Raw genomic sequence first — 22,647 nt, forward strand, 5'->3', positions numbered from 1 at the left:
CTCCTGGAATAGAGAGTGGGGGGTCGAAGGGCGGCGGTTTGCTGTCGGTCGCCGATCGGTTCTCTAGTCCAGCAATTGGTCGACGCGTACGGCTTTTTTCTCGGCCTCGATGTGTTCGGGAAGGACGCGCCCGAAGAGCTGCTTGGTCCGTGCGACGCTGCCGATCACTCCGGGCCGCTCGCTGTACGCGAAAATGGCCGTGTGCCGGGCGCGGGTGCCTTTCACGGTGCTGACGCGGTGGAGCGCGTAACGGCCCTTGAAGAGCTGGAGGTCGCCGGGGCGCAGGGTGAGGCGGCGGACGAGGTGCTCGCCGGAGCCGGTGAGAACGGCGCGGACGTCGCGGAAGTTCTCGTCGCGCGCGGACCGGATGTTCGGACAGTACTCGAAGACCCCGCCGTCCTCGGCCTCCTGGGTGAGCATGCTGACCGTGAACTCGTTGGTGTCGAAGTGCCACGGGTGCTCCATGCCGGGCCTGACCACGTTGAGGACCAGGCCGGACAGGGGGTCGCCGAGCTCGTGGAGCACGGGCAGCTCGAAGCAGTCGGCGATGAAGCGCTTGAACAGCTCGCTGGTGTAGAGCTGGTGGATGATCGCGGCGGCCGGCACGCGGTCGCGGGCGACGAACGCGTTGCCGCGCCGGGTGGTGAGGCGGCCCGGGTGGTCCTCGGGGAGCGGCGTGCGGATGTCGATGTTGTAGGCGTTGACCGTCTCGACGTCATAATGCGCGTCGGGGGCGATTTCTGCGCATTCCCGCCGCAATGCGTCCTGATGGGCGGGGCGAATGAAGTCGGGCAGGATACTGCATCCGGAGCTTCGCAGTTCGTGCCGGGTCCGGGAAACCACGGACTTCCACTCCGCGCTTTCCGGCCCGGTCAGGGGATATCGGTCGGTGTCGACCGCCTGTTCCACTGCCCGGGCTTCCGCTGTGCTCATGAGGGTCCTCTCCACGTGCCGGCTCACCGCACTCGGTGATCCCTGTCTTCCGCGCCGATGCGGGGCAAGCGGCGAAGCTGAAAGGGATTTAGCACATTTATGGCCCTCGGCTCAGCGTGGTTAAGCCCTTTGTGACACACACCACTGGGCGTTCGGCGGGGTGCCGGGGAACCCCGGCCGGGTCAGGGCGGAACCGGCCGGGGAGCTCACCGGGTGGGGCGCGCGGTCAGGCCACCCGCTCCGGCACGCAGACGTTGCGCAGTTCGCCGATGCCCTCGACGACGGTGCTCAGGGTCTGGCCGGGCTTGAGGTAGACCTTGGGGTCGCGGCCGTCGCCGACCCCGCCGGGGGTGCCGGTGCAGATCACGTCACCGGGCAGCAGGGTGATGATGTCGCTGACGTAGGAGAGGATGTCGGCGATCCCGAACAGCAGGTCGGATGTGCGCGAGCGCTGCATCACCTCGCCGTCGACCTCGCAGCGGATCTCCAGGTCCGGCTCGCCGGGGCCGAGTTCGTCGGGGGTGACGAGGACCGGGCCGACCGGGGTGGTCGCCTCGAAGGTCTTGCCCGAGAGGAACTCCCGGGTCCGGCGCTGGTAGTCGCGGACCGTCACGTCGTTGACGACGGTGTAGCCCGCGACGTGGTCGAGCGCCTTCTCCTTGGGCACGTGCCGGGCCGGGCGGCCGACGACGAAGCCCAGCTCCGCCTCCCAGTCCACGCGGTCGCTGACGACCGGCAGGGTGATCGGGTCGTACGCGCCGATCAGCGAGCCGTCGTACTTGGCGAACAGCGTCGGGTGCCGGGGGGTGTCGCGGCCCATCTCCTTGATGTGGGACGCGTAGTTGAGGCCGAGGCAGATGATCTTGTTGGGGTGCGGGACCAGCGTCGCGTACACGGCCTCGCCGACCGGGACGGGCCGCACGCCCTCGGCCGCCGGAGCGGTGCGCCAGCCCTCGCCCCCGGCCAGCAGGGCGCCGACGTCGCGGTACGGCAGCGGCACGTACTCCTCCCCCTCCCGACGCGCCGCACAGGTACCGCCCGGGACGCGCAGCGTCGCAAATCGCATGGAACACGCACCTCTTCTCTCAGGTTCTCTCAGGTTCTCTCAGGCCCTCGGTGACCGCACTCATTGACTGCCGTCGCGGCCGATCGTACTCTTGTCGCGTAAAACAGGATAGTAGTCCTGCTAAACGGGACACGACAAGCCGCCGAGGAGAGTCACATGGCGATCACCGGACTGGGCCACACGGGCCTGTGGGTGTACGACCTGCCGAAGATGAGGGACTTCTACGAACGCCTGCTGGGCCTGACCGTCACCGACGAGGACGAAGGGCTCGGCATCGTCTTCTTCAGCGCCCGCCCGGAGGACGAGCACCACGAGTTCGTCCTCCAGACCGGCCGCACCGCCGCGATAGGCGACAAGCAGCAGCACCAGATCTCCTGGCGCGTGGCCTCGCTGGACGACATCCGCGCCTTCCACCGGAAGTTCGAGGAGGAGGGCGTGAAGGTCCAGCAGGAGGTCACCCACGGCAACGCCTTCGGGATCTACTTCTTCGACCCCGAGGGCAACCGCAACGAGGTGTACCTGCGGATCGAGCGGGACGTGCGCCAGCCCTTCCGCAAGTCGATCGACTTCGGCCTGCCGGCCGAGGAGATCTACGCCGAGGCCGAGCGCCTGCTCGCCGACGGCGGCGCCGCCTACCAACCGGTCCAGTAACGCCGGAACGCCTCCCGCACCCCTGGTATCTTTCTCGCATGTCAGGAACCCATACGCGATATGCGGGATCGAGCCAGGGGTATCGCGGGCGGAACTCCACCGCCGACCGCGCGCTGGACATCCTTCTGCTCTTCGCCGACGACCGCCTGGCCCTCACCGCCGGCGAGGTCGCGACCCATCTGGGCGTCGCCCGCTCCACGGCCTACCGCTATCTCCAGAGCCTCACCTCCAACGGCTTCCTGACGGAGAACGAGGACGGCGGCCCCGGCTTCCGCCTCGGCCCCCGCGTCCTCGACCTCGCCCGCCTCGCCCGCAAGGGCGTCGGCCTCTCCGGGCTCGCCCGGCCCGTCATGCGCGACCTCGTCCGCCGCACCGGCCACCCCGCGCTCCTCACCCGCCGCGCCGGGCCCGCCGTCGTCTGCCTGGAACGCGAGGAGGCCGGGCACACCCTGCGGCTGAGCTACGAACGCGGCCAGGTGCTGCCCGTGAACGCCGGCGCCGCCGCCCTCGTCCTGCTGGCCTGGGCGCCCCCCGGCGACCTCGACGAGCTGCTCGCCGGGCCGCTCCCCCGTTTCACCGACGCCACCCTCACCGACCCGGACGCGCTGCGCGGACGGCTGGCGGCGATCCGCGAGCACGGGCACGCGCTCGGCCGCGGCGAGCTGGACCCGGACGTCATCGGCATCGCGGCCCCCGTGCGCGGCGAGGACGGCCGGGTCGTCGCCGCGCTCAGCGTCGCCGCCTTCTCCCCCCGCGTGCCCGACACCGAGGCGCCCCGTTTCGTGGCGGCGGTGCGCGAGGCGGCGGACGAGCTGTCCGGCCGGATACGCGACGCGGCCGGCACCGGCTGAGACCGGTGCCGGCCGCTCCCGGATCAGGGGCCGGTCAGCCGGGTCCTGAGGGCGGCGCCCACCGAGGCCAGCTCGTCGGGCCCCATGACGGCGGCGATGTACCGATCGGGCTTCACCAGCACGAACCGGTTCCGCGCGGCGGCCAGCGCCTCCTCCAGCCGCCCGTCCGCGTCCGCCACGGCGTGACGGCCGGGAGCGGGGCGCGGCAGGCGGTCGCCGAGGAACACGTCGATCCGGCGGATCGGCCAGGTCGCGTCCCGCCACGGCGCGGACCCCAGCCGCTCCCAGGCGGCGTCCGGGACATCGACGCCGAGCAGCGCCAGGCCGTGGCCGAGGACGTCGTCCAGCCGCCGGGGCCGCAGACTGGGCGGCACCAGGACCCGGGGCTGGGGCAGCGGCGTGCCGGTCAGCGGGTGGTCGCCGAAGACCAGCCCCGCCGTGTGCCGGGCCCGGGGCCGGAACCGCATCTCCGTCAGGTAGCGGCGGCCGGGAGGCGTCAGCAGCAGCGCGCGGGCCGCCACGTCACGGGCCAGGGCGCGGCGGCGCCCGGTGGTCATCACGATGTCGCCGAGCCGTTCGGAGAAACGGACCATGGCGGTGGCGTGCGGGCGGCGCTCCGCCTCGTAGGTGTCCAGCAGCCCGTGCCCGGCGCGGCCGTGCCAGACCTCGTCGATCTTCCAGGCGAGATTGGCGGCGTCCCGCACCCCGGAGTTGAGGCCCTGCCCGGCGAACGGCGGCATCATGTGGGCGGCGTCGCCCAGCAGCAGGCAGCGGCCGTCGCGCCAGCGGTCGGCGATCACCGCGTTGAACGTGTAGGTGGTGCAGCGTTCGATCTGGTCCTCGGTGAGGGACCGGTAGGGCGCCACGAGCCGCCGGACGGTCTCGAAGCCGGGGCTGACGCCCTTCTCCCCCTCACCGGGGTGGAGCAGGAACTCGTACCGGCAACGCCCGTTGCGGCCCGGCACGATGACGGTGGGCCGGTCGGGCGTGCCGCGGTGCATGCCGAAGCGCTCGTCGTGGTGGTCGCCGGTGGTGTCGGCGACCAGCCACACCACCTGGTGGCTGGTGCCGGTCATGTCGATGCCGCGCAGCTCGCGGACCGTGGAACGGCCCCCGTCGCACGCCAGCACCCAGGAGACGCGGAGTTCCTCGGCCGCCTCCGCCGCGCCGGCGCCGGTCGCGCGCAGCCCGGCGGTGGCGCCGTCGGCGTCCTCGGTGACCGACACCAGCTCGGTGGAGAAGCGGACCTCGGCCCCGGGACGGGACTTGAGCGAGTCCAGCAGGACCCGCTCCAGCTCCGGCTGGGCGAACTGGTTCTTGAACGGGTAGCCCAGCCGGTACGGTTCGGGTCCCTGGGCGTGGAACAGGACCCGGCCGCGCCGGTCGTAGTAGCGGGTGCCGGTGCCCGGCACGACGATCTCCAGCACCTTGTCGGCGAGGTCGGCGGCCTGGAGGGTCCGCAGCGACTCGTCGTCCAGGCTGATGGCCTTGGCCTCGTCGCTGGTGGAGGCGTTGCGCTCGACCAGCACGACGGGCACACCGCGGGCGGCCAGCAGGTTGGCGACGGTCAGCCCGACCGGGCCGCCGCCCACCACGAGCACCGGCTCGGTGGCCCTGGCGTGGCCGCTCATGGGTTGACCACCGCCATCCAGATCGGCTCGGTGCGGCTCTGCATGGCGGCGACGGCGCGGTCGGCCTCGGCCAGCGGGAAGCGGTGGGTGATCAGCTCGTCCACGTCGAGCGCGCCGCGCTCCAGCAGGCCGAGGACCTCGACCGCGTCGGTGCGGGTGCAGGCCCGGGTCCCCACCACGCGCCAGCAGTTGACCATCAGGGCGATCATCGGGAACGGCAGCGGGGCGCGGTTGGCGCCCATGTGGACCAGGGTGCCGCCGGTGGTGAGCGCGGCCATCGCCTGATAGGTCGCGGGCCCGTCGGGCACGAAGTCCAGCACGGCGTCCGCGCCTTCGGGAACGACGCGGCGCAGGGCCGAGGTCAGGCCCTGGCCGGTCTCCCAGCCGGCCGGCAGCTCCTCCAGCGCGACGGTCTCGGTGGGCACGTCGCCCGCCAGGTGCCGTACGGCGTCGAGGCGTTCGGCGCTGCGGCCGACCAGGATCAGCCGGGCGACGCCGTAATGGGGGGCGAGCTTGATGGTGGCGGTGCCCATGGTGCCGGTGGCGGCGGTGACGATCAGGGTCGAACCCAGCGGCAGATCGGCGCACTTCAGCGCCCGGACGGCGTTGGCCAGGTCGTGCACCTTGGCGCCGACGTCGAAGCCGACCATGTCGGGCAGCGGGTCGATCAGCCAGTGCGGGGCGCGCACGTACTCGGCGAGCCCGCCGTCGTGGTACGCGTCGTACAGCGGCATGGGGACGTCGCTGAACGCGGCGTGCCCCATCATCGCCTGCTGCCGGCACATCATCTCGCGGTCGGTCCGGCAGTAACGGCAGGACCGGCAGGTGAGGTTGGGGTGCACCCTGACCCGGTCCCCCACCGCGACGCCGGTCACTCCGGAGCCGACGGCGGCGACGGTCCCGGCGGCCTCGTGGCCGAGGGTGGTGGGCAGGTGCTTGAACGCGCCCTGGGCGAGGAGCTTCATCATGCCGGGCGCGAGTCCGGCGGAGGCGACCTTGACGAGGACGTCCAGGGGTCCGGGCTCGGGCACGGATATCTTCGTCAGGTGCAGCGCGTCGGAGCCTTGTTCGGCCCGCGCGGCCAGCATGGCGGTCATAGGGCGTCGCCTTCTCGTGTCGTTCGGTACGGCGGGGGGTCGGTCAGTCGCGCAGGGCGGCGAGGAGGCCGGGGGTGTACGGCTCGGCGGTGCGGGAGGTCTCGGCGACCTGCGGCAGCGCGCGGTCCGACAGCAGCACGATGTGCTCGCTGTCCGCCGTGTGGACGCTGGTGTGGGCCAGGCCGAGGGGGATGCGCGTGAAGTCGCCCGGCTCCAGCCGGACGACGCCGCGCTGGGTGACCAGGGTGCGGGTGCCGCTGATCTGGTACTGGATCTCGTCGGCGTCCAGGGTGCGGCGGTAGACGCGGCCGTCGCAGGCGGCCGCGCGCACGGTGCCCAGGCGCAGCGCGGGCGAGCGGTAGAGCCAGGTGGTGCCGGGCGCGTCGGCGCCGCGCAGCACCCGCAGCCGCTCCTTCTCGGTGAACGCCCGCTCCAGCAGGGAGCGTTCGTTCACCGGGAAGACGGCGATGTCGTGGCCGGGGGTGCCCATGCACTGGGTGACCGCCTCGTTGATCTCGCCGGGCTCCCAGCCGGGGAACGGCGGCAGGACCGGCTCGGACAGCCGCACCGGCTCCCGCTCCTCGGCCACGGGGGCGGGCGTGTAGAAGAGGAGATGGCTCTCCCGGCGCCCGTAGTTGTCGTGCGCGACGCCGCGCGGCAGGCGGGAGAACTCCCCGGGCCGGTGCTCCACGACGCCCAGCTCGGTCATCAGGGTCCGCTCGCCCGCGACCTGGTACGAGATCTCGTCCACGTCGCTGTTGCGGTGGTAGAACGGCTGCCGGTTGTCCATGGTCTGCCACTCGACGCGGACCCGGTCGTTCTCGTAGACGCCACGCGGCGGTGCGAACGGCCGCGCCGTGTATTGCTGGGGGAAGTGCACGACGGTCAACGGGTCGTGGTCGCGCCAGAGTTTGACGGGGAACGGGCTGGGGTGCGGCGGCCCGAGCAGCGCGTCCTCGTCCCGCTCGACGGTGCGCAGCGGCTCGTCGGAGCCCATCACCGCGATGACCTCGGAGACGGTTCCCATGGGAACTCCCTTGTTCCTTGAGTGACGTGAGTGAACGTGAGCGACGTGCGGATCCGGGCTCAGGCGGCCGGGGGCAGGTGGTGGTCGAGGAAGGCCCAGGTGCGGTGCCACGCGGTCCCGGCCTGCTCGTCTCGGTACATGTGGGGGCGGGCGTCGCAGGCGAACGCGTGTCCGGCGCCGGCGTACACATGCTGCTCGAACTCGACGCCCGCGCCGGTCAGCGCGGTGTCGATGGCCCGCACCTGCTCGGCGGGGATGGTCGGGTCCTCGGCGCCGACGTGCAGCAGCAGCGGCGCGTCGATGGTTTTCGCGCGGTCCAGCACGGCGTGCGGGCCCGCCGCGATGCCGGGGCCGTAGAACACGACGGTCGCGGCCAGCCCCGGGATCGCCGTGGCGGCGGTGAACGCGGCCCGGCCGCCGAAGCAGAACCCGGTGATCGCGGTCCGGTCCGCGTCGATGCCCTCGGCGGCGGCGAGGTGGTCCAGCACGGCGCGGACGTCGGTGACGATCGCGTCGGGCCCGATCGCGCCGATCAGCGGCATCGCCTCGGCGTGCTGCTCGTACCCGAGGGTCCCCACGCCGTTGCGGTGGAACAGGTCGGGCGCCAGCGCGAGGAACCCCCGGGCGGCGAAGCGGCGGGCGATGTCCTGGATGTGGTCGTTGACGCCGAACGCCTCCTGGAGCACGACCACGGCCCGGTCGGTGGCGGCGCCGGGCCGGGCGGCGTAGACCCGCATCGGGCCGTCGCCGGTGGGGACGGTCACCCAGTCGGCCGAGATGGCGGGGGCGTGGGGGTCGTTCATCTGCGTGTCTTCCTTCGTCACGGTAGGGCTGTTCTCGGTGTCGGTCCCCGGGACCAGGTCAGGTCAGGTCCGGTCCCGGGCGGCGGCGCGGCGCACCAGATAGCGCCAGCCCGCCTCCAGTTGGCCGGCGGGCCAGCACTCGGCGCGCTTGGCGTGTGCCTCGGCGGCGTCGGACCACACCCGCACCGGCCCGGCGGCCAGCGCGGTGAGCTGGGTGCGGCAGGCGCGGTCCAGCAGGACGGCGTGCATGACGGCGGCGGGGACGCTCGCCCCGGCGGCGACCAGCCCGTGCTTGGGCATCAGCGCGGCGGGCGCGTCGCCCAGCGCGGCGGCCAGCGCCCGGCCCAGCTCCGGGGTGCTGACCAGGCCGCCCGTCGCCGCGAAGCGCGGCACGTCCTGGCCGCCGAACAGCGCGCCCTCGTGGGAGAGCGGCAGCAGCGCGGTGTCCAGGGCGGCGAACGCCACGGCGGAGGCGGCGTGGGTGTGGACGGTGCACACCAGATCGGGCCGGGCCCGCAGGATCTCGAGGTGGATCGGGCACTCCTTGTGCGCGGTGCCCTCCCCCGCCAGGACCCCGGCGTCGAACGACACGAGCTGGAGCCGGTCCCCGGTGACCTCCTCAAGACCCCAGCCGGGCGCCTTGATCCAGATGCCGCGCCCCTCGGGGTCGCGCACCGCGACGTGTCCCCACACCATGTCCCCCTGGCCGGCGGCGGCCAGCGCGCGGGACGCCTCGACCGCCAGGGTCCTGGCCTCCGCCGCGTTCACGGCCGCGGCAGGGCGTCGTAGTAGCGGGCGGCGCCGGGGTGCAGCGGGACCGGTGTCCTGCCCATCGTCACCGGGTCCAGCGGGTACGTCACCGGGCTCAGCTCGGGCGGGATGTGCCGGTACTGGCGCTCCAGGACGTCCCGCGTCTCCCCCAGCACCCACGCGATGGCGTAGGCCACGTCGTCGGCGAGGTCGGCGCGGGTGAGGACCAGGAAGTCGGAGAAGTCCAGGGTGCGGAACGCGGGGGCGCCGGGGAAGTGCCCCTCGGCCACCTCGGCGGACGGCCACGAGTAGTCGCGCCACAGCCCGTCCAGGACGTCCTGCTCGACTTCGAGGAAGTGGAAGTCGGCGCCGAACTCCTGCCAGTGGGGCAGCATGTACGCCTCGTGGACCACGGCGTCCGCCCGGCCGGCCAGGACGTGCTCGAACGTCTCGAACGGCCGCTCGTCCTCCAGCAGCTCGCCGCCCCAGCCGGTGACGTCGATCCCGGAGCGGGTGAGCAGCTCGTGCGCGGCCAGGCCGACGTAGTTCACCCCGTCGTGGACGGAGGTGGCCAGCCGCAGGGCGGGCTTGGCGTCGCGCAGCGCGGCGAACGAGGTGATGCCCAGGGACCGGTGCACGCCCATCACCAGGCGGTCGCGCTGCGGCACGACACCGAGGGCGCGCAGGTCGGGGAAGCTCTCGTCCGCGAAGACGCCGCGCCCGTCGAGAGCCGCGGTGGTGAACGCGACGGGGGTGGTCATGGCGACCTGGACCTCGCCCCGGCCCACCGCGCGCACCGCGTCGGAGAAGCCTCGGCTGTTCCAGACGGCGACCTTGGTGTGCGGCCCGCAGCGATCGGTCAGCTCCTGCGAGATCCAGCCGCAGACGCGGTGGAGGTTGGCCGAGCCCCAGTCACCCCGCAGATGCAGGGTGATCGACCGGTCGATCGTCGGCTCCGGCGGACGGTGCGTCATCACGCCTCCTGGTGATGTCCTGCTTTGCAGGACGTATGTCTTGTTATATGGAACACGGTAGACGGCCTGGGGTCCTTCGCGCAAGGCGGACCCGGCCCCTTACACCAGGTGGCCCGCCTCGCGGTAGTACGCCTCGGCGCCGGGGTGCAGCGGCACGGGCACGTCGCACGCCGCGCGGCGCATGTCCAGCGGGCTGGTCATCGCCGGGGTGGGCCCGGTGAAGCGGGCGGAGATGTTCTCCCGCTGCTCCTCGATGGCGCGCACGGTGAGATACGCCAGCTCGTCGGGCATCGACTCGGCGCAGTAGAGGACCCACCCGGAGAAGTCGATCGTCGGCACGTCCGCGTCGATGCCGCGCAGCCGCCCCCGCTCCAGGACGCCCGGCGGCATCCCCAGGGCGGCGCAGTGCGCGAGCACGTCCGGGTCCAGCGGCAGGAACCGGATGGCGTACTCGGACGTGATGCGCCGCCAGCGCATCGTCATGACCGCCTCGTCGAAGACCGCGTCGAACGTCGGGTCGACCGGCACGGAACCGGGCGCGTTCTGGTTGCGGGGCCGGTCCCTGAGCACCTCGCCGCCCCAGCCCTCGACGTCCTCGGGCGTGAAGCCGTACCGGGCGAGGATCGCGTCCAGCACCCAGGTCACCGGATGGCCCTGCTCGCGCGGCGGCACGGACAGCCGCAGCGGCGGCTTCCGCTCCGCGATGTCGCGCAGGCTCTCGATGCCCGTCTCCCGGCGCACGGCGAACGCCAGCCGGTCGTCGTGGGGGAACACGGCCAGCGCCCGCAGCGGCAGCGGCTCCGCGTAGGGGCCCTTCCCCTCCCGGGCCATCGTCAGGTTCCAGGCCGGGGTGGTGATCGCCATGGTGTACGCCCCCTCGGCGACCAGGCGGGGGCCGTCCATCCCGAGGGCGGCCGGCGGGCAGCCGGTGACGGCCGCGACCGTCGAGCCGTCCGGCAGGCGGCTGTAGGAGCCGTTGAGCCCGTTGGCGATCAGGCTGCCGATCGCCCTCCAGTTCTGGCCGGGGCAGAGGATGCGCACATCGATCGGGTCGGTGAGCATGCGGTCTGGTTCTCCTTGCGAGGTCTGCGCCCGTGGGCGGGTGCGGGCGGTCAGTCCCGGGTGGGGATGACGGACAGGGACTCGGCGGGCAGCTCCAGCCACGCTTTGTCGCCGGAGACGGCGGCCAGGTAGGGCTCCTGCCGGGTGACCCACACGTCGTCGCCGACGCGGACGTGGCAGTCGACGCGCTCGCCGACGAACATCACCTGCTCGACCTCGCCGGTGATGACGTTGGCCACCGGGCCCGGCTCGGTCAGGTGGAGCCGTACGGACTCGGGCCGCACGGCCAGCAGCACCGCGTCCCCGGCGCCGGCGCCGTGCCCGCCGGTGCCGACCAGCTCGCCGACGGCCGTCCCGATGCGGGTGCCGTCGCCGCCGGTGCGGGCGACCGTGCCGGGCAGGAAGTTGGTCGTGCCGACGAAATCGGCCACGAACCGGGTCGCGGGACGCTGGTAGATGTCGCGCGGGCTGCCCTCCTGGACGATGCGCCCGGCCGACATCACGGCGATGCGGCTGGACATGCTGAGCGCCTCGTCCTGGTCGTGGGTCACGTACAGGGTGGTGATGCCGAGCTGCTTCTGGAGCGCGGACAGCTCCGCGCGCATCGCCTGCCGCAGCTTGGCGTCCAGGTTGGACAGCGGCTCGTCCAGCAGCAGCAGCTTGGGGCGCCTGACCAGGGCGCGGGCCAGCGCGAGGCGCTGCTGCTGGCCGCCGGACAACTGGGTGGCCATGCGCCCGGCGTACGCGTCGAGCTGCACGGCGGCCAGGGCGGCGCCCACCCGTTCGGCTATCTCCGCCTTGGGCGTCCTGGTCCTGGCCACCTGGAGCGGGAACGCGGCGTTGTCGAAGACCGTCATGTGCGGCCAGATGCCGTAGCTCTGGAACACCATGCCGATGTCGCGCTTGTTGGGCGGGACGAAGTGACCCGCGGCGGGGTCCGCGACCACGGTGCCGTCGATGACGACGCGCCCGCCGTCCGGGCGTTCCAGGCCCGCGACCGAGCGCAGCGTCGAGGTCTTGCCGCAGCCCGAGGGGCCGAGCAGGGTGTACAGCTCGCCCTCCTTCAGCTCGAAGCTCACGTCGTCCACGGCCTTGACCGTGGTGTCGCGGTCCGCGAAGCCCTTGCGCAGGCCCTCCACGGCGAGAGGGCGGTTGGCGGTGCCGGTCATGAGTGGTCCTCCTTCTCCGTTGTCAGCGGTGTCCGCGTCGGCGCCGGTGTCCCGGGCGTCGCCGGGTGGCGCGGCGTCACAGGCCCGTCCCCCCGGCTGGTCCCCCGGCTCTGGCGCCGGCTCCGGGGCCCGCGCCCGACCGGCCGCGCGTGAGGACGAGGAAGAGCACGACGACCGGGGTCATGAACAGGATCATCAGCAGCGTGACCGCCGAGGAGGCGCCGACCTGGCCGGTGTTGTAGAGCATCCAGGAGGCCACGGAGAGGGTGAGCGTGTCCTGCGAGCCGAGCAGGGTCGGCACGGTCAGGTCGCGCAGGGTCAGCAGCGCCAGCCACAGCCAGGTGTACGTGGCCACGGGCCGCAGCAGCGGCAGGGTGACGCGGCGGACGGTCGCCCAGGTCGAGGCGCCCGCCATGGCCGCCGCCTCCTCCAGCTCGGTGTGGATCTGCACCAGCCCGGCGTTGAACATGCGGGTGCCGAACGCGACCTGGATCAGGGCCATGACGATGACGAGGATCGCCAGCGTGCCGTAGAGGCTGTACCAGCCGTCGGTCCAGTACAGGGCGGCGATCATGGCGCTGAAGGCGAAGATGGTGCTGGGCACGGCCTGCGGCAGGAACGCCGTGAAGTCGTACAGGTAGCGGAACCGCAGCCGGGAGCGGACCACGACGTAGGAGAACGCCAGGCTCAGCACCACCGCGAGGGTGGGCGCCAGCAGCATCAGCTTGACCGTGGTCTCCAGGCCCCGCAGGACGTAGTCCCAGTCCAGGTTCCGGTAGTTGTCGAACGACACGTGCTCCAGGGCCTCGGCCGACGGCTTCTGCACGTAGGGCAGCAGCGAGGTCCACACGACCATGAGGAACGGCAGCACGGCCGACCACAGGAAGTACCCGCCGACGAAGAGCCAGGCGGCCCAGCGCCAGCGGCCCAGTGGGACGCGCGCCGGCCGGTAGCCCTTGCCGGTGACGACCTGGTACTTGCGGGCCGACTTCAGCGTGCGCAGGTACCAGAGGCTGAAGCCGACCGCGAGCAGGATCATCACGCCGCTGAACGCCGCCGGGACGCCGTACTCGGTGACGCCGACCGACGGGTTGGTCGCCACGTACAGGTAGCTGCTGAAGACGTGGATGCCGTTGGACAGGCCCATGATCAGCGGGATGTCCAGGGAGGAGATGGCGATGGTGGCGGTGAAGATGCCCGCGCCGAGCATGCTGGGGTAGATCAGCGGCAGCGTGACGCGGCGCAGCACCCGCCAGGGACCGGCGCCGGAGGCGCGGGCGGCCTCCTCCAGCGAGCCGTCCACGGAGCGGAGGCTGCTGGAGACCATGACGAAGACGAGGGCGGACAGACCCAGCCCCTCGACAAAGCCCATGCCGATCAGCGAGGTGATGTTGACCGGCCCTTCGGACAGGCCGAACCACTCCATCAGCCACTGGTTGACGGCGCCGACGCGCGGGTGGAACAGGAAGATCCAGCCCATGGCGGTGAAGAAGCCGGGGATGAGGATGCGCAGCACCATCGCGGTGTTGATGGTGCGCTCCCAGCCGAAGTCGGTCCGCTCCACCAGCAGGGCGAGGGCGGTGCCGAGAGTGAGCGCGACGACCTGGGTGACGGCGACGTAGATCAGGGTGTTGAGCACGACCTCCCAGACCTGGGAGTCGCCGAAGAGCGAGGTGTAGTTGTCGAACGTGAGGGCGCCGTCGGGCGATCCGTTCTCGCGGAAGCCCAGATAGGTCACGAGGATCAGCAGGGCGACGACGCACAGGGCCGGGACGGCGATGAGGGCCGCGAGGACGCCGGTGGCGGTGGGCCGGCGGCGGAACCGGGGGGCCTGGCCCCTTTACACCTCCGGCGCGGGCGGCGGAGGGGGGATGGGAGACATACGTGGCTCCCGGCCGGCTCTCTCATATGGCGCACAACATGCATCATATATTTAATATGGAGACAAGCAGTAGTAATTCATTCTTTATTCAGATAATTTTTCGAATCATTATTATTAGCCGAATGTCTTAACTCCTGATTTCCGCTATCCTCTTCTTCCGCAGCGTCAGATGTGTCTAAGAGCGGTGAACTGGTAGTCGACCTCGGTGAAGGTCACGCCGTCCGCCTCGTACTCGGCGATCTCCTGGGCGGTCCGGCTGCCCTCCACCAGGCGGTTGTCGGCGAACTCGTGCTCGTAGAGCAGCTCCTGCGCCTCGGGGGTGACCAGCCAGGTGGCGAACAGCGTGGCGGCGGCGGGGTGCTGGGCGTTCTCGGGGATGCCCATGTACCAGCTCGACACGCTGGCCGCGTCCGTCAGGACGGCCGTTTCCAGCGGGGCGCCCTCCTCGGCGACGACGTCGGCGAGGTTCTTGCCGCAGGAGATCCACAGCGCGGCGAACTCGCCGGAGGCGACACGGTTCAGCTCGCCGCAGCCGAAGTAGCCTTCGGGCTCGAACGCGCGGAGGTAGTCGCGCACGCCGTCGGCGCCCATCGCCTCCTCGGCGCCGAGCACGTTGAACTGCGCGGCGTACGGGGTGCTGGCGATCGCCTGGTCCATCTCCAGCACGTCGGCGGCGGTCCTCGGCACCTCGTCCTCGCCGATGAGGGTGGTGTTGTAGGTGAAGCCGGGGATCTGGTCGAGCAGGCTGAGCGCCATGTCGTCGCCGCTGGCCAGGCCCTCGGTCCACGGCGCGACGGCCGCCCAGTCGGTCTCGGCGAGGGCGCCGGCCTGGGCGGCGTTGCGGATCAGCTCGGGGTTGCCGAGGAGGGCGTCGGTGGACGACGGGGAGCCGGCGTTGTGCTCCTGGATGAGCTTGGCGGTGTTGCCCGGCATGTTCTGGTCGGGCGTGAGGGTCACGTCCAGGTCGAGGCCGTACGCCTCCTGGAAGGCGTCGACCAGGGAGTCGAGGGCGCCCTGCCCGTGCAGGCCCCAGTTGAGGCTGAGGGCGCCCTCCTCCTGGGCGGCGGCGACGAGGTCGGCCAGCGCGGGGTTGTCCGCGAGCCGCTGCTGGGCGGCGTCGGCGGCCGAGGGCCCGTCGTCGCCGGAGGAGTTGCCCGAGTCGGAGTCGGAGCCGCAGCCGGCGGTCAGGGCGATCGCCACGGTAGCGGCGGTCGCGGCGGTGGCGTATCTCCAGTGGTGATGCGAACGGCGTCTCACGGGGTTCTCTTTTCTCTCTCGGCTCTTTCGCGGCTCATGGGGTCGTGATACAGGCGACTTGTCTTTCACATCCCCCACCCCCCCCGGCCGGGCGAAAAACCCTTTGGCCCCTCCTTTGTTGCAAAAAAACAAACATCGACCGTAATGATAAAATATTCACGGTCTTGTACGCACGGTAAGAGACGGGGTGGTGACCGGTCGGGGGTGGGTCAGGGGGTGACGACGCCCATCCACATGGGCTCGTCGCGGCCGAGCATGAGGCGGACGGCCTCGTTCACCTCGGCGAGCGGGAAGCGGTGGGTGATCAGCTCGTCGGCGCGCAGGGCTCCGGAGCCGAGGAGGTCGAGCACGGCGGCGGTGTCGACCCGGGTGCAGGCGCGGGTGCCGATGAAGCGCCAGCAGGCGTGCATGACCTCCCGCATCGGGAAGGGGAACGGCGCGTGGCTGCCGCCCATGTGCACCAGCGTTCCGCCGGTCGCCAGCGCGGCGGCGGTCTGTCCGGTGCCCGCGCCGCCGGGCAGGAAGTCCACGGCCGCGTCGGCGCCGCGCGGCACCAGCTCGTGCAGGCGCCGGGTCAGGGCCCCGGTGGTCTCCCAGTCCTCGCCCAGCTCGCCGAGGGCGATCGTGTCGGCGGGCAGCGGGCCGGCCAGGGCCCGCACGTCGGCCAGCCGCCCGGCCGAGCGGCCGACCCGCACGAGCCGGGCGGCGCCGAAGAAGCGGGCCAGCTTGACGGTGGACACGCCCATGGTGCCGGTGGCGGCGGTGACGACCAGGGTGCCGCCGAGCGGCAGCGCGGCGCATTTCAGCGCGCGGCCCGCGTTGGCCAGGTCGTGCACCTTGGCGCCGCCCTCGAAGCTCACGGCGTCGGGCAGCGGGTCGATCAGCCACTGCGGCACCCGCACGAACTCGGCGAGCCCGCCGTCGTGGTACTCGGCGTAGAGCCGCAGCGGCCCGGTGCCGAAGGCGGCGTGGCCGATCATCGCGGTCTCCGCGCACATCTGCTCGCGGTCGGTGCGGCAGTACACGCAGGAGCGGCACGACAGCATCGGGGGGACCCGGACCCGGCGGCGGGTCAGCGACGCGGCGGCGCCCTCGCCCACCGCCACGACGGTGCCGGCGATCTCGTGGCCGGGCGTGGTGGGCAGGTGGGTGAACGCGCCCCGGGCCAGCAGCTTCATCATGCTGGGCGCGAGCCCGGCGGCGGCGACCTGGACCAGCACGTCCCCGGGGCCCGGCTCGGGGACCGGGATCCGCTCCAGCCGCAGCTTCTCCTCGCCCCGGTGGGCGCGGACGGCGGTCATGAGGGTCATGACGCCGCCCGGAGGCGCTCGACACCTGCCGCCGTGATCGGCTCGCTCTTCTTGCTGCCGTCGGCGACCTGCGGCACGTCGCGCGCCGAGAGGAGCGCGATGTGGGCGCTGGGCCCGTGGTGGACGCTGGTGAACGCGACACCGACCGGGACGCGGACGAAGTCGCCCGGTTCGAGGTCGAGGGCACCGCGCTGGGTCACCAGGGTCCGCCGGCCGCTGATCTGGTACTGGATCTCGGTGGCGTTGCGGTGCCGGACGTACTCGCGGCCGTCGGACGCGGGCGTCACCACGCGGCCGATGTGGACGTCGGCGGAGCGGTAGAGCCAGGTGGTGCCGGGCGCGTGCTCGTCCGGGCGCTGGATGCGGATGCGGTCCTGGACGGTCCTGGCGTGGCCGAGCAGCAGCCGCTCGTCCGTGGGGTACATCGCGATGTCGTGCCCGGTGCCGCCGAGGCACTCGGTGATCAGCTCGTTGACGGTGGCCGGCTCCCAGCCGGGGAACGGCACGTCCAGCGCCTCGGCGGTGCGGGCGGCGGGCTGCGCCTCCTCGACCGGGGCCGGGATGTAGAAGAGCAGGTGGATGTCCTCCCGCCCGTAGTTGTCGTGCGCGACGGCGACGGGGATGCGCGAGAAGTCGCCGCGCGTCAGCTCGACCGTGCCCAGCTCCGTCATCAGCGTCCGCTCGCCCCACACCTGGTAGGACATCTCGTCCACGTCACAGTTGCGATGGTAGAAGGGCTGGCGGTTGTTCATCGTCTGCCACTCGACGCGCATGTGGTCGCTCTCGTACACGCCGCGGGGGGGCCCGAACTCCATGGGCACGTACTCGGGCGTGAAGTGCACCGCCTCGACGGGTGGTTGGTCCCGGAGCTGCTTCCGGCTCGGCAGCGGCTCGGCGAGCAGCAGCTCCTCCTCGCGAGCCAGACGGATGGGCCGCTTGTCGAACGGGAACGCGTCGATGGTTTCGTGCACGAGGCCCATGTCGATCCTCCTTGATCGGCGCCGGCTGCGTCAGGCGGGGCGGCCGGTGTCGACGGCCTCGACTCCCCGGCGGCTTGTCCTGCTATTTAGGATCACTGTCCTTCTAGGCGGGACCCTGCCATAGGCGGGGGACGCGGGCAATACACCTGCGGACACGATGTGAAGACGCGGAACGGCCACCGCCGGACGGCACGCGCGGGGCGTCCACCCGCGGCGCGGCAGCGGAACGGGGCCGCGCGGGGGCGGCGTGGGGCCCGGCGGCGCCGGGCCTGTCTCTTTTTAACCTCTCCGCGCCCACGAGACCGGCCGGAAACTCGGATGCCGGCTTCTGCTTTAAAAAAAAAAAAAACAAAAACAAAAACGGCGGCAGCGTCGTGGGGGTATAAGAGACAGGGTCGGCGTCAGGTGCCGACGTCGAGGTCGAGCCGGGCCAGCCGGCGGGAGACCTCGTCGGCGGCCTCGCGGATCGCGGCCGTGAGGCCGGGGACCTCCTCGTCCGGCACCCGGTGGGCGAGCGCGGCGACGCTCAGCGCGGCGACCACGGCGCCGTCGGACGCGCGCACGGGCGCGGCGATGCCCAGCACGTCGGGGTCGATCTCGCCCCGGGTCAGCGCGTGTCCCTGCTCCCGGATCACGGCCAGCCGCTTCCGCAGCTCGGCCGGGTCGGTGATCGTGGACTCGGTGAAGCGCTCCAGGGGCCGGCCGAGGATGCGGTCCAGCTCCTCGTCCGGCGCCCACGCCAGGAGCGAGAGGGCGGCGGCGCCCGCGTTGACCGGCAGCACCTGGCCGCGCTCGTAGGACAGCCGCAGCGACTGGCCCGCCTCGACGCGCTCCAGGCAGACCACGGACGCGCCGGTGCGGCGGGTGAGCAGCAGGGGCTGCCTGATCCGGGCGACCAGCTCCCGCATCACCGGGCGGGCGACGTCGGACAGGCCGACGCCCTTGCGGGCGAGCCGGGCCAGGTCCAGGACGCGCGGGCCGATGCGGAACCCGGAGCCGCCGTCGTTCTCCTCCAGGAAACCGTTGGCGGTCAGGCTCTGGAGGTACCGGTAGGCGGTGGAGCGGGCCACGCCCAGGTGGGTGGCCACTTCGGCGGCGGAGAGGACCAGCCGCTCGTCGGAGAACAGCAGCAGGATGTCCAGCGCTCGGTCCGCCGTGGAGTTGCGTCCACGGTAGCCCGAGGAGGGCGCTATCTCTCGCGGCTCGGTACCGGGCATGGAGGAAATCTAACAGGCCGTGGGAACGCCCGGGTCAGCCGCCGCCGTGCCGGTGGATCAGGCGCAGGGCCTCGTCCCGGTCGCGCCGGTCGAGGGCGTCGACCAGGTCGGCGTGCAGGCGGTGCCGGTCCCCGAGGTGGGCGGTCAGCGGGCGCTCGCCGTCCGGGTGGACGGCGACGGTGTGCCCCTGGATGAGGTCGAGCAGGCTGGTGTAGAGCGAACGCAGCAGCGTGTTCGGGCTGACCGCGGCTATCCGGGCGTGCAGCCGCCAGTTCGCCCGCACGAACGCGTCCGGGTCCTCGGCCGCGACCGCCGCCTCCATCACGGCGAGGTGCCGCCGCAGGTCCGCGATGTCCGCCGGGGAGGCGTGCCACAGCGCGTCCTCCACCAGCAGCGGGTCGAGGGCGTCGCGGACGCGCATCGCGTCGGAGACGTCGGCCGCGGCGGCGTCCAGGGCCAGCACCGAGTTCCCCAGCCGGACCATCGGCGACTGCTCGGCGGCGAACAGCCCGCCGCCCGGCCCCGGTCTGACCGTGACCAGGCCGCGGGCCTGGAGCAGCCGCAGGGTCTCGTTGAACGTGCCGACCGAGACGCCGCACCGCCGGCGCAGCTCCTCCTTGGTGCCGAGCCGGGCGCCCGGCTCGGTGTCGGCCACCAGCGCGGCGATCCGTTCGGCGGCCATCCCGGCGCGGGAGCCGGCGGCGCGGTCCCAGTCCCCGCGCCGCAGCGCCGGCTGCGCCCCGGCCGCCCGTTCGGCGGCGGGCGTGTCCGCCGCGCGCCCCGACGCGTCCCTGTCCCCGACTGTCACGCGTCTCCCTCGCCGTGCCCGACCGGTCCCGGAGGTGACCGGAATTGATAGTGACGAATAGCTTCGCACCCCTTGACGGCCCGCGTAAACGAGGAGCAATCTCACCCTGATCATCATGGTGAATAGCTGCCGGGAGGCCGCCGTGGCAGGTGCGGGCGCCGGGCCGGCTGGTGTGCGAGGTGACCCGGACCGTGGAGGGCGGCGATCACCCGCTGCTCCTCGGGACGGCGACCCACGCCAGGACCGGCACGGCGGCGCCGCTGGTCCACGCCCACCGCGCGTTCGGCACCCACGCGGTCCTGGACCTCCGGCCGCGCCCCACCATCGCCGACCACGTCCGGGCCTGCGCCCGGCGACCTCGACCGGGGCCGAGGGTTCCGGGGAGAAACGGAAGAGGGAGACCATGACGACGACCGACGACGATCTCGTCGCCAGGGCCGTGGCGCTCCAGCCGCTGCTGCGCGAGCACGCGGCGCGGACGGAGACCGGCCGGCGCGTCCCCGACGAGGTGATCGACGCGCTGGACGAGGCGGGCCTGTTCCGGCTCGCCACCCCCCGGCGGTACGGCGGCCACCAGAGCGACATGCGGACCATGCTGAACGTCTCGGCCGCGCTCGCCGAGGGGGACGGCTCCACCTCCTGGGTGGTCACCCTCGTCAACGTGTGCAACTGGCTGACCAGCCTCTTCCCCGCCCGGGCCCAGGACGACGTGTTCGGCGGCCGGCCCGGCGCCCGGGTCGCCGGGGTGCTCAGCCCCACCTCCACGGCCCGCCGGGTGGCGGGCGGCTGGCGCGTCACGGGCCGCTGGTACTACACCTCCGGCTCCTGGCACGCGCACTGGGCCGTGCTGGGCGTGCCGCTCACCGACGACTCCGGCGAGGTCGTGGACCAGGGCCTGGCGCTGGTGCCCCGGGAGGATCTGGAGCTGGAGGAGACGTGGTTCGTGGCCGGGATGCGCGGCACCGGCAGCAACTGCCTGATCGGGAAGGACGTGTTCGTCCCCGAGTACCGCGTGCTGTCGGTGCCGGCCGCGATCGAGGGCGACTATCCGACGGAGCGGAAGGACGAGGTGTTCCCCCGCGCCTCCTTCGTGCCGGTCCTCGCGCTGGTCCTGGCCGGGCCACAGCTCGGGCTGGGGCGCGCCGCGCTGGCGTACGTCACCTCGAAGGCCGCCACGAAGCCGATCTCGTACACCTTCTACGAGACGCAGGCCGAGTCGGTGGCGGTGCAGACGCGGGTCGCGGAAGCCGCGATGCGCGTCGACACGGCCTGGCTGCACGCCCACCGCGCCGCCGACGACATCGACGCGGCGGCCCGGCGCGGCGAGTACCTCGACTTCCTCACCCGCGCCCGGGTGCGGGCCGACACCGGCCACGCCATCCGCAACACGATCGACGCCATCCAGGACCTCGTGGATGTCCACGGCGCGGGCACGTTCGCCGAGGTCAACCCGCTCCAGCGGATCTGGCGCGACGCCAACACCGCCGCCCGGCACGCGGTCGCCGCGCCGATGGTCGGCATGGAGGTCTACGGCAAGGCGCTGCTCGGCGTCGAGGAGCGGATCACCCCGCTCGTGTGAGCCGTCCGGGCCTCGCGGGCGCGCCTCAGTCCAGCAGGCCCAGCACCGGCAGCAGTCCGCGCTCGCCGGTGCGGGGCTCGCCGGGCAGGATGTAGGCGCGCAGCCCGGACGCCGACGCGCCGCCGTCGCGGACCGGGTTGTCGCCGACCATCAGGGCCGCCCGCGGGTCGGTCCCCAGCGCGGCGCACGCCGTGCGGAACAGCTCGGGGTCCGGCTTCTCGCGGCCCAGCTCGTAGGACAGGACGCAGGTCTCAATCAGGTGGTCGAGACCGTGGTGCTTGAGGTGGACGCGCAGGTCCCAGGCGAAGTCGCTGACGATGCCGATCCGCAGCCCGCGTTCCCGCAGCGCGCGCAGCACCGGCCCGGTGTCCCGGTAGGGCAGCCACATGTCGGGGGCCCGCAGCACGTCGTACGCCGCCTCCTCCGCGCCGCGCAGGAAGTCCACCCGCTCCCACCAGGCGCGCATGGCCCGCCAGTGCCGTTCGACGGACAGGTCGCGGCCGGTCTGGAGCGCGGCGACATCGGGGCGCGCGTACGCCTCGGCGAGCTGCCGGGCGGTCGCGTCCAGGGCGCCGTCCCGGTCGAGGAGCGCGGAGCGGCCGGTGGCGGCGCCGACGCGGCGGAGCCAGGTCTCCAGGTCGGCCAGGTGGAAGATCGTGTTGCTGAAGTCGAACAGCACGGTCGTCAGCGGCGGTACGGGCTCGGCCATCTGCCGTTCGGTGGGCCGGTAGGCGCTGGGTATGTCGAACAGGCTGTGCATCAGCAGGTGCCCTCCGGGGCGGTGGTGGTCTCGACGGGAACGCCGAGCGCGCCGAGGGCATCGATCTCCTCGGCGGGGGTGGCGGCGTCGGTGATGACCGCCTCGTAGCCGGTGGCGGTGCCGTAGGCGTGGGTGGCGGTCTTGCCGAACTTGGAGTGGTCCACCAGCAGCAGGGCGCGGGCGGCGGAGGCCAGCATGGCCTCCTTCACCTCCACGAACTCGCGCATCGGGTGGTAGAGCCGCCCCTGGAGGACGGCGGTGGCGGACATCAGGGCGACGTCGGCGTGGAGGCGGGCCAGGGCGCGGGCGACCTCGGGGCCGGTGCAGCAGTTGAACTCGCCGCGGTAGTGCCCCCCGAGGAGGGTGACGTCGGCGCCGGGCGCGGCGGCGGCCATCCGCTGCGCGACCCCGACGGAGTTGGTGACGACGGTGAGCTGCTCGATCCCGGCGAGCGCGGCGGCCAGCGGGTACAGCGTGGTGGAGTCGTCCACCAGGAGGGTGCTGCCCGGCGCGATCCGGGCCGCCGCCGCCGCGCACAGGGCGCTCTTGACGGCGAGGTTGGCGTCGACGCGGAACCGGGTGGCGGTCTCCATGGTGAGCGCGGGGTAGGCGACGGCGCGCCCGCGTTCCTTGCGGAGGAGGTGGCGGGCGGCCAGGTCGTCCAGGTCGCGGTGCATCGTCATCAGGCTGACGCCGAAGCGCTCGGCGAGGGCGCCGATACCGGACTCGCCCTCCGCCACGACGTGCCGCAGGACGGCCTGCCGCCGCTCCTCGACGGCGGCCTGGGACAGCCGTGCCTTGGTGGGCACGCGGCGCCTCCTTCTCCCGGTCTCCCGATCG

Annotated in this window: 22 protein-coding genes; 4 read left to right on the forward strand and 18 right to left on the reverse strand. The window is 72.6% G+C overall.

Features of this window, described 5'->3' with window-relative positions:
* Positions 1–63 precede the first annotated feature (63 nt).
* Together BN2279_RS00555 and BN2279_RS00560 are read right to left on the reverse strand one after the other, a co-directional pair.
* Positions 64–933 (reverse strand): HalD/BesD family halogenase, encoded by an 870-nt coding sequence (locus BN2279_RS00555; RefSeq protein WP_059005692.1) that lies wholly within the window; start codon positions 931–933, stop codon positions 64–66.
* 226 nt (positions 934–1,159) lie between these two features.
* The gene (locus tag BN2279_RS00560; RefSeq protein ID WP_059005693.1) at positions 1,160–1,999 is read right to left on the reverse strand and encodes a fumarylacetoacetate hydrolase family protein; all 840 of its coding nucleotides are present in this window, start codon (positions 1,997–1,999) and stop codon (positions 1,160–1,162) included.
* A 156-nt stretch (positions 2,000–2,155) separates the two neighbouring features.
* Between BN2279_RS00560 and BN2279_RS00565 the strand changes: the two genes are divergently transcribed.
* Both BN2279_RS00565 and BN2279_RS00570 read left to right on the forward strand, forming a co-directional pair.
* Positions 2,156–2,650, forward strand: coding sequence for a VOC family protein (locus tag BN2279_RS00565; RefSeq protein ID WP_059005694.1), 495 nt, complete (start codon positions 2,156–2,158; stop codon positions 2,648–2,650).
* 38 nt (positions 2,651–2,688) lie between these two features.
* Positions 2,689–3,501 carry an IclR family transcriptional regulator gene (locus tag BN2279_RS00570; RefSeq protein ID WP_059005695.1) on the forward strand — a complete coding sequence of 271 codons (813 nt, stop codon included), beginning with the start codon at positions 2,689–2,691 and terminating at the stop codon, positions 3,499–3,501.
* Positions 3,502–3,524: 23 nt separating this feature from the next.
* On the opposite strand, the gene BN2279_RS00575 is transcribed toward BN2279_RS00570, so the two are convergent.
* The 14 genes from BN2279_RS00575 to BN2279_RS00640 all read right to left on the reverse strand — a co-directional run bounded on the left by BN2279_RS00575 (position 3,525) and on the right by BN2279_RS00640 (position 19,468).
* The gene (locus tag BN2279_RS00575) at positions 3,525–5,132 is read right to left on the reverse strand and encodes a bifunctional 3-(3-hydroxy-phenyl)propionate/3-hydroxycinnamic acid hydroxylase (protein ID WP_059005696.1); all 1,608 of its coding nucleotides are present in this window, start codon (positions 5,130–5,132) and stop codon (positions 3,525–3,527) included.
* On the reverse strand, positions 5,129–6,229 hold the full coding sequence (locus tag BN2279_RS00580; protein ID WP_059005697.1) for an alcohol dehydrogenase catalytic domain-containing protein: 1,101 nt from the start codon (positions 6,227–6,229) through the stop codon (positions 5,129–5,131). Before BN2279_RS00580 ends, BN2279_RS00575 begins: the two co-directional genes overlap by 4 nt.
* Before the next feature lie 43 nt (positions 6,230–6,272).
* Entirely contained in the window at positions 6,273–7,256 is a 984-nt protein-coding gene (locus BN2279_RS00585; protein ID WP_059005698.1) for a cupin domain-containing protein, read from the reverse strand.
* Positions 7,257–7,315: 59 nt separating this feature from the next.
* On the reverse strand, positions 7,316–8,059 hold the full coding sequence (locus BN2279_RS00590; RefSeq protein ID WP_059005699.1) for a dienelactone hydrolase family protein: 744 nt from the start codon (positions 8,057–8,059) through the stop codon (positions 7,316–7,318).
* A gap of 63 nt (positions 8,060–8,122) precedes the next feature.
* A complete protein-coding gene (locus BN2279_RS00595; RefSeq protein ID WP_059005700.1) occupies positions 8,123–8,827 on the reverse strand; it encodes a class II aldolase/adducin family protein in 705 nt (234 codons plus the stop codon).
* Complete coding sequence (locus BN2279_RS00600) at positions 8,824–9,783, reverse strand: TAXI family TRAP transporter solute-binding subunit (RefSeq protein WP_059005701.1); 960 nt, start codon at positions 9,781–9,783, stop codon at positions 8,824–8,826. The genes BN2279_RS00595 and BN2279_RS00600 overlap by 4 nt, the downstream gene beginning before the upstream one ends.
* Before the next feature lie 99 nt (positions 9,784–9,882).
* Entirely contained in the window at positions 9,883–10,845 is a 963-nt protein-coding gene (locus tag BN2279_RS00605; protein ID WP_199827582.1) for a TAXI family TRAP transporter solute-binding subunit, read from the reverse strand.
* A gap of 50 nt (positions 10,846–10,895) precedes the next feature.
* Positions 10,896–12,014, reverse strand: coding sequence for an ABC transporter ATP-binding protein (locus BN2279_RS00610; RefSeq protein ID WP_059005702.1), 1,119 nt, complete (start codon positions 12,012–12,014; stop codon positions 10,896–10,898).
* A 76-nt stretch (positions 12,015–12,090) separates the two neighbouring features.
* On the reverse strand, positions 12,091–13,752 hold the full coding sequence (locus BN2279_RS00615; protein ID WP_199827583.1) for an ABC transporter permease: 1,662 nt from the start codon (positions 13,750–13,752) through the stop codon (positions 12,091–12,093).
* 309 nt (positions 13,753–14,061) lie between these two features.
* Complete coding sequence (locus BN2279_RS00620; protein ID WP_059005703.1) at positions 14,062–15,153, reverse strand: ABC transporter substrate-binding protein; 1,092 nt, start codon at positions 15,151–15,153, stop codon at positions 14,062–14,064.
* 209 nt (positions 15,154–15,362) lie between these two features.
* Positions 15,363–16,463: an alcohol dehydrogenase catalytic domain-containing protein gene (locus BN2279_RS00625; RefSeq protein ID WP_059005704.1), complete on the reverse strand. Its 1,101-nt coding sequence runs from the start codon at positions 16,461–16,463 to the stop codon at positions 15,363–15,365.
* The gene (locus BN2279_RS00630) at positions 16,460–17,443 is read right to left on the reverse strand and encodes a hypothetical protein (RefSeq protein ID WP_059005705.1); all 984 of its coding nucleotides are present in this window, start codon (positions 17,441–17,443) and stop codon (positions 16,460–16,462) included. Before BN2279_RS00630 ends, BN2279_RS00625 begins: the two co-directional genes overlap by 4 nt.
* Positions 17,444–17,844: 401 nt before the next feature.
* Positions 17,845–18,660: an IclR family transcriptional regulator gene (locus tag BN2279_RS00635; protein WP_059005706.1), complete on the reverse strand. Its 816-nt coding sequence runs from the start codon at positions 18,658–18,660 to the stop codon at positions 17,845–17,847.
* Between the two features lie 34 nt (positions 18,661–18,694).
* Positions 18,695–19,468: a FadR/GntR family transcriptional regulator gene (locus tag BN2279_RS00640; RefSeq protein ID WP_234347234.1), complete on the reverse strand. Its 774-nt coding sequence runs from the start codon at positions 19,466–19,468 to the stop codon at positions 18,695–18,697.
* Positions 19,469–19,647: 179 nt separating this feature from the next.
* Here BN2279_RS00640 and BN2279_RS28840 point away from each other — a divergent pair, with 179 nt between their 5' ends.
* A complete protein-coding gene (locus BN2279_RS28840; protein WP_234347236.1) occupies positions 19,648–19,875 on the forward strand; it encodes a hypothetical protein in 228 nt (75 codons plus the stop codon).
* On the forward strand, positions 19,872–21,047 hold the full coding sequence (locus BN2279_RS00645) for an acyl-CoA dehydrogenase family protein (RefSeq protein WP_059005707.1): 1,176 nt from the start codon (positions 19,872–19,874) through the stop codon (positions 21,045–21,047). The genes BN2279_RS28840 and BN2279_RS00645 overlap by 4 nt, the downstream gene beginning before the upstream one ends.
* 25 nt (positions 21,048–21,072) lie before the next feature.
* Here the strand turns inward: BN2279_RS00645 and BN2279_RS00650 are convergent, their stop codons facing one another.
* Both BN2279_RS00650 and BN2279_RS00655 read right to left on the reverse strand, forming a co-directional pair.
* A complete protein-coding gene (locus BN2279_RS00650) occupies positions 21,073–21,807 on the reverse strand; it encodes an HAD family hydrolase (protein WP_059005708.1) in 735 nt (244 codons plus the stop codon).
* Positions 21,807–22,616, reverse strand: a complete 810-nt coding sequence (locus BN2279_RS00655) for a DeoR/GlpR family DNA-binding transcription regulator (RefSeq protein ID WP_059005709.1) — start codon at positions 22,614–22,616, stop codon at positions 21,807–21,809. The genes BN2279_RS00650 and BN2279_RS00655 overlap by 1 nt, the downstream gene beginning before the upstream one ends.
* Positions 22,617–22,647 lie beyond the last annotated feature (31 nt).

The sequence above is a fragment of the Streptomyces specialis genome, from assembly GCF_001493375.1.
GTDB classification, from domain to species: Bacteria; Actinomycetota; Actinomycetes; order Streptomycetales; family Streptomycetaceae; genus Streptomyces; species Streptomyces specialis.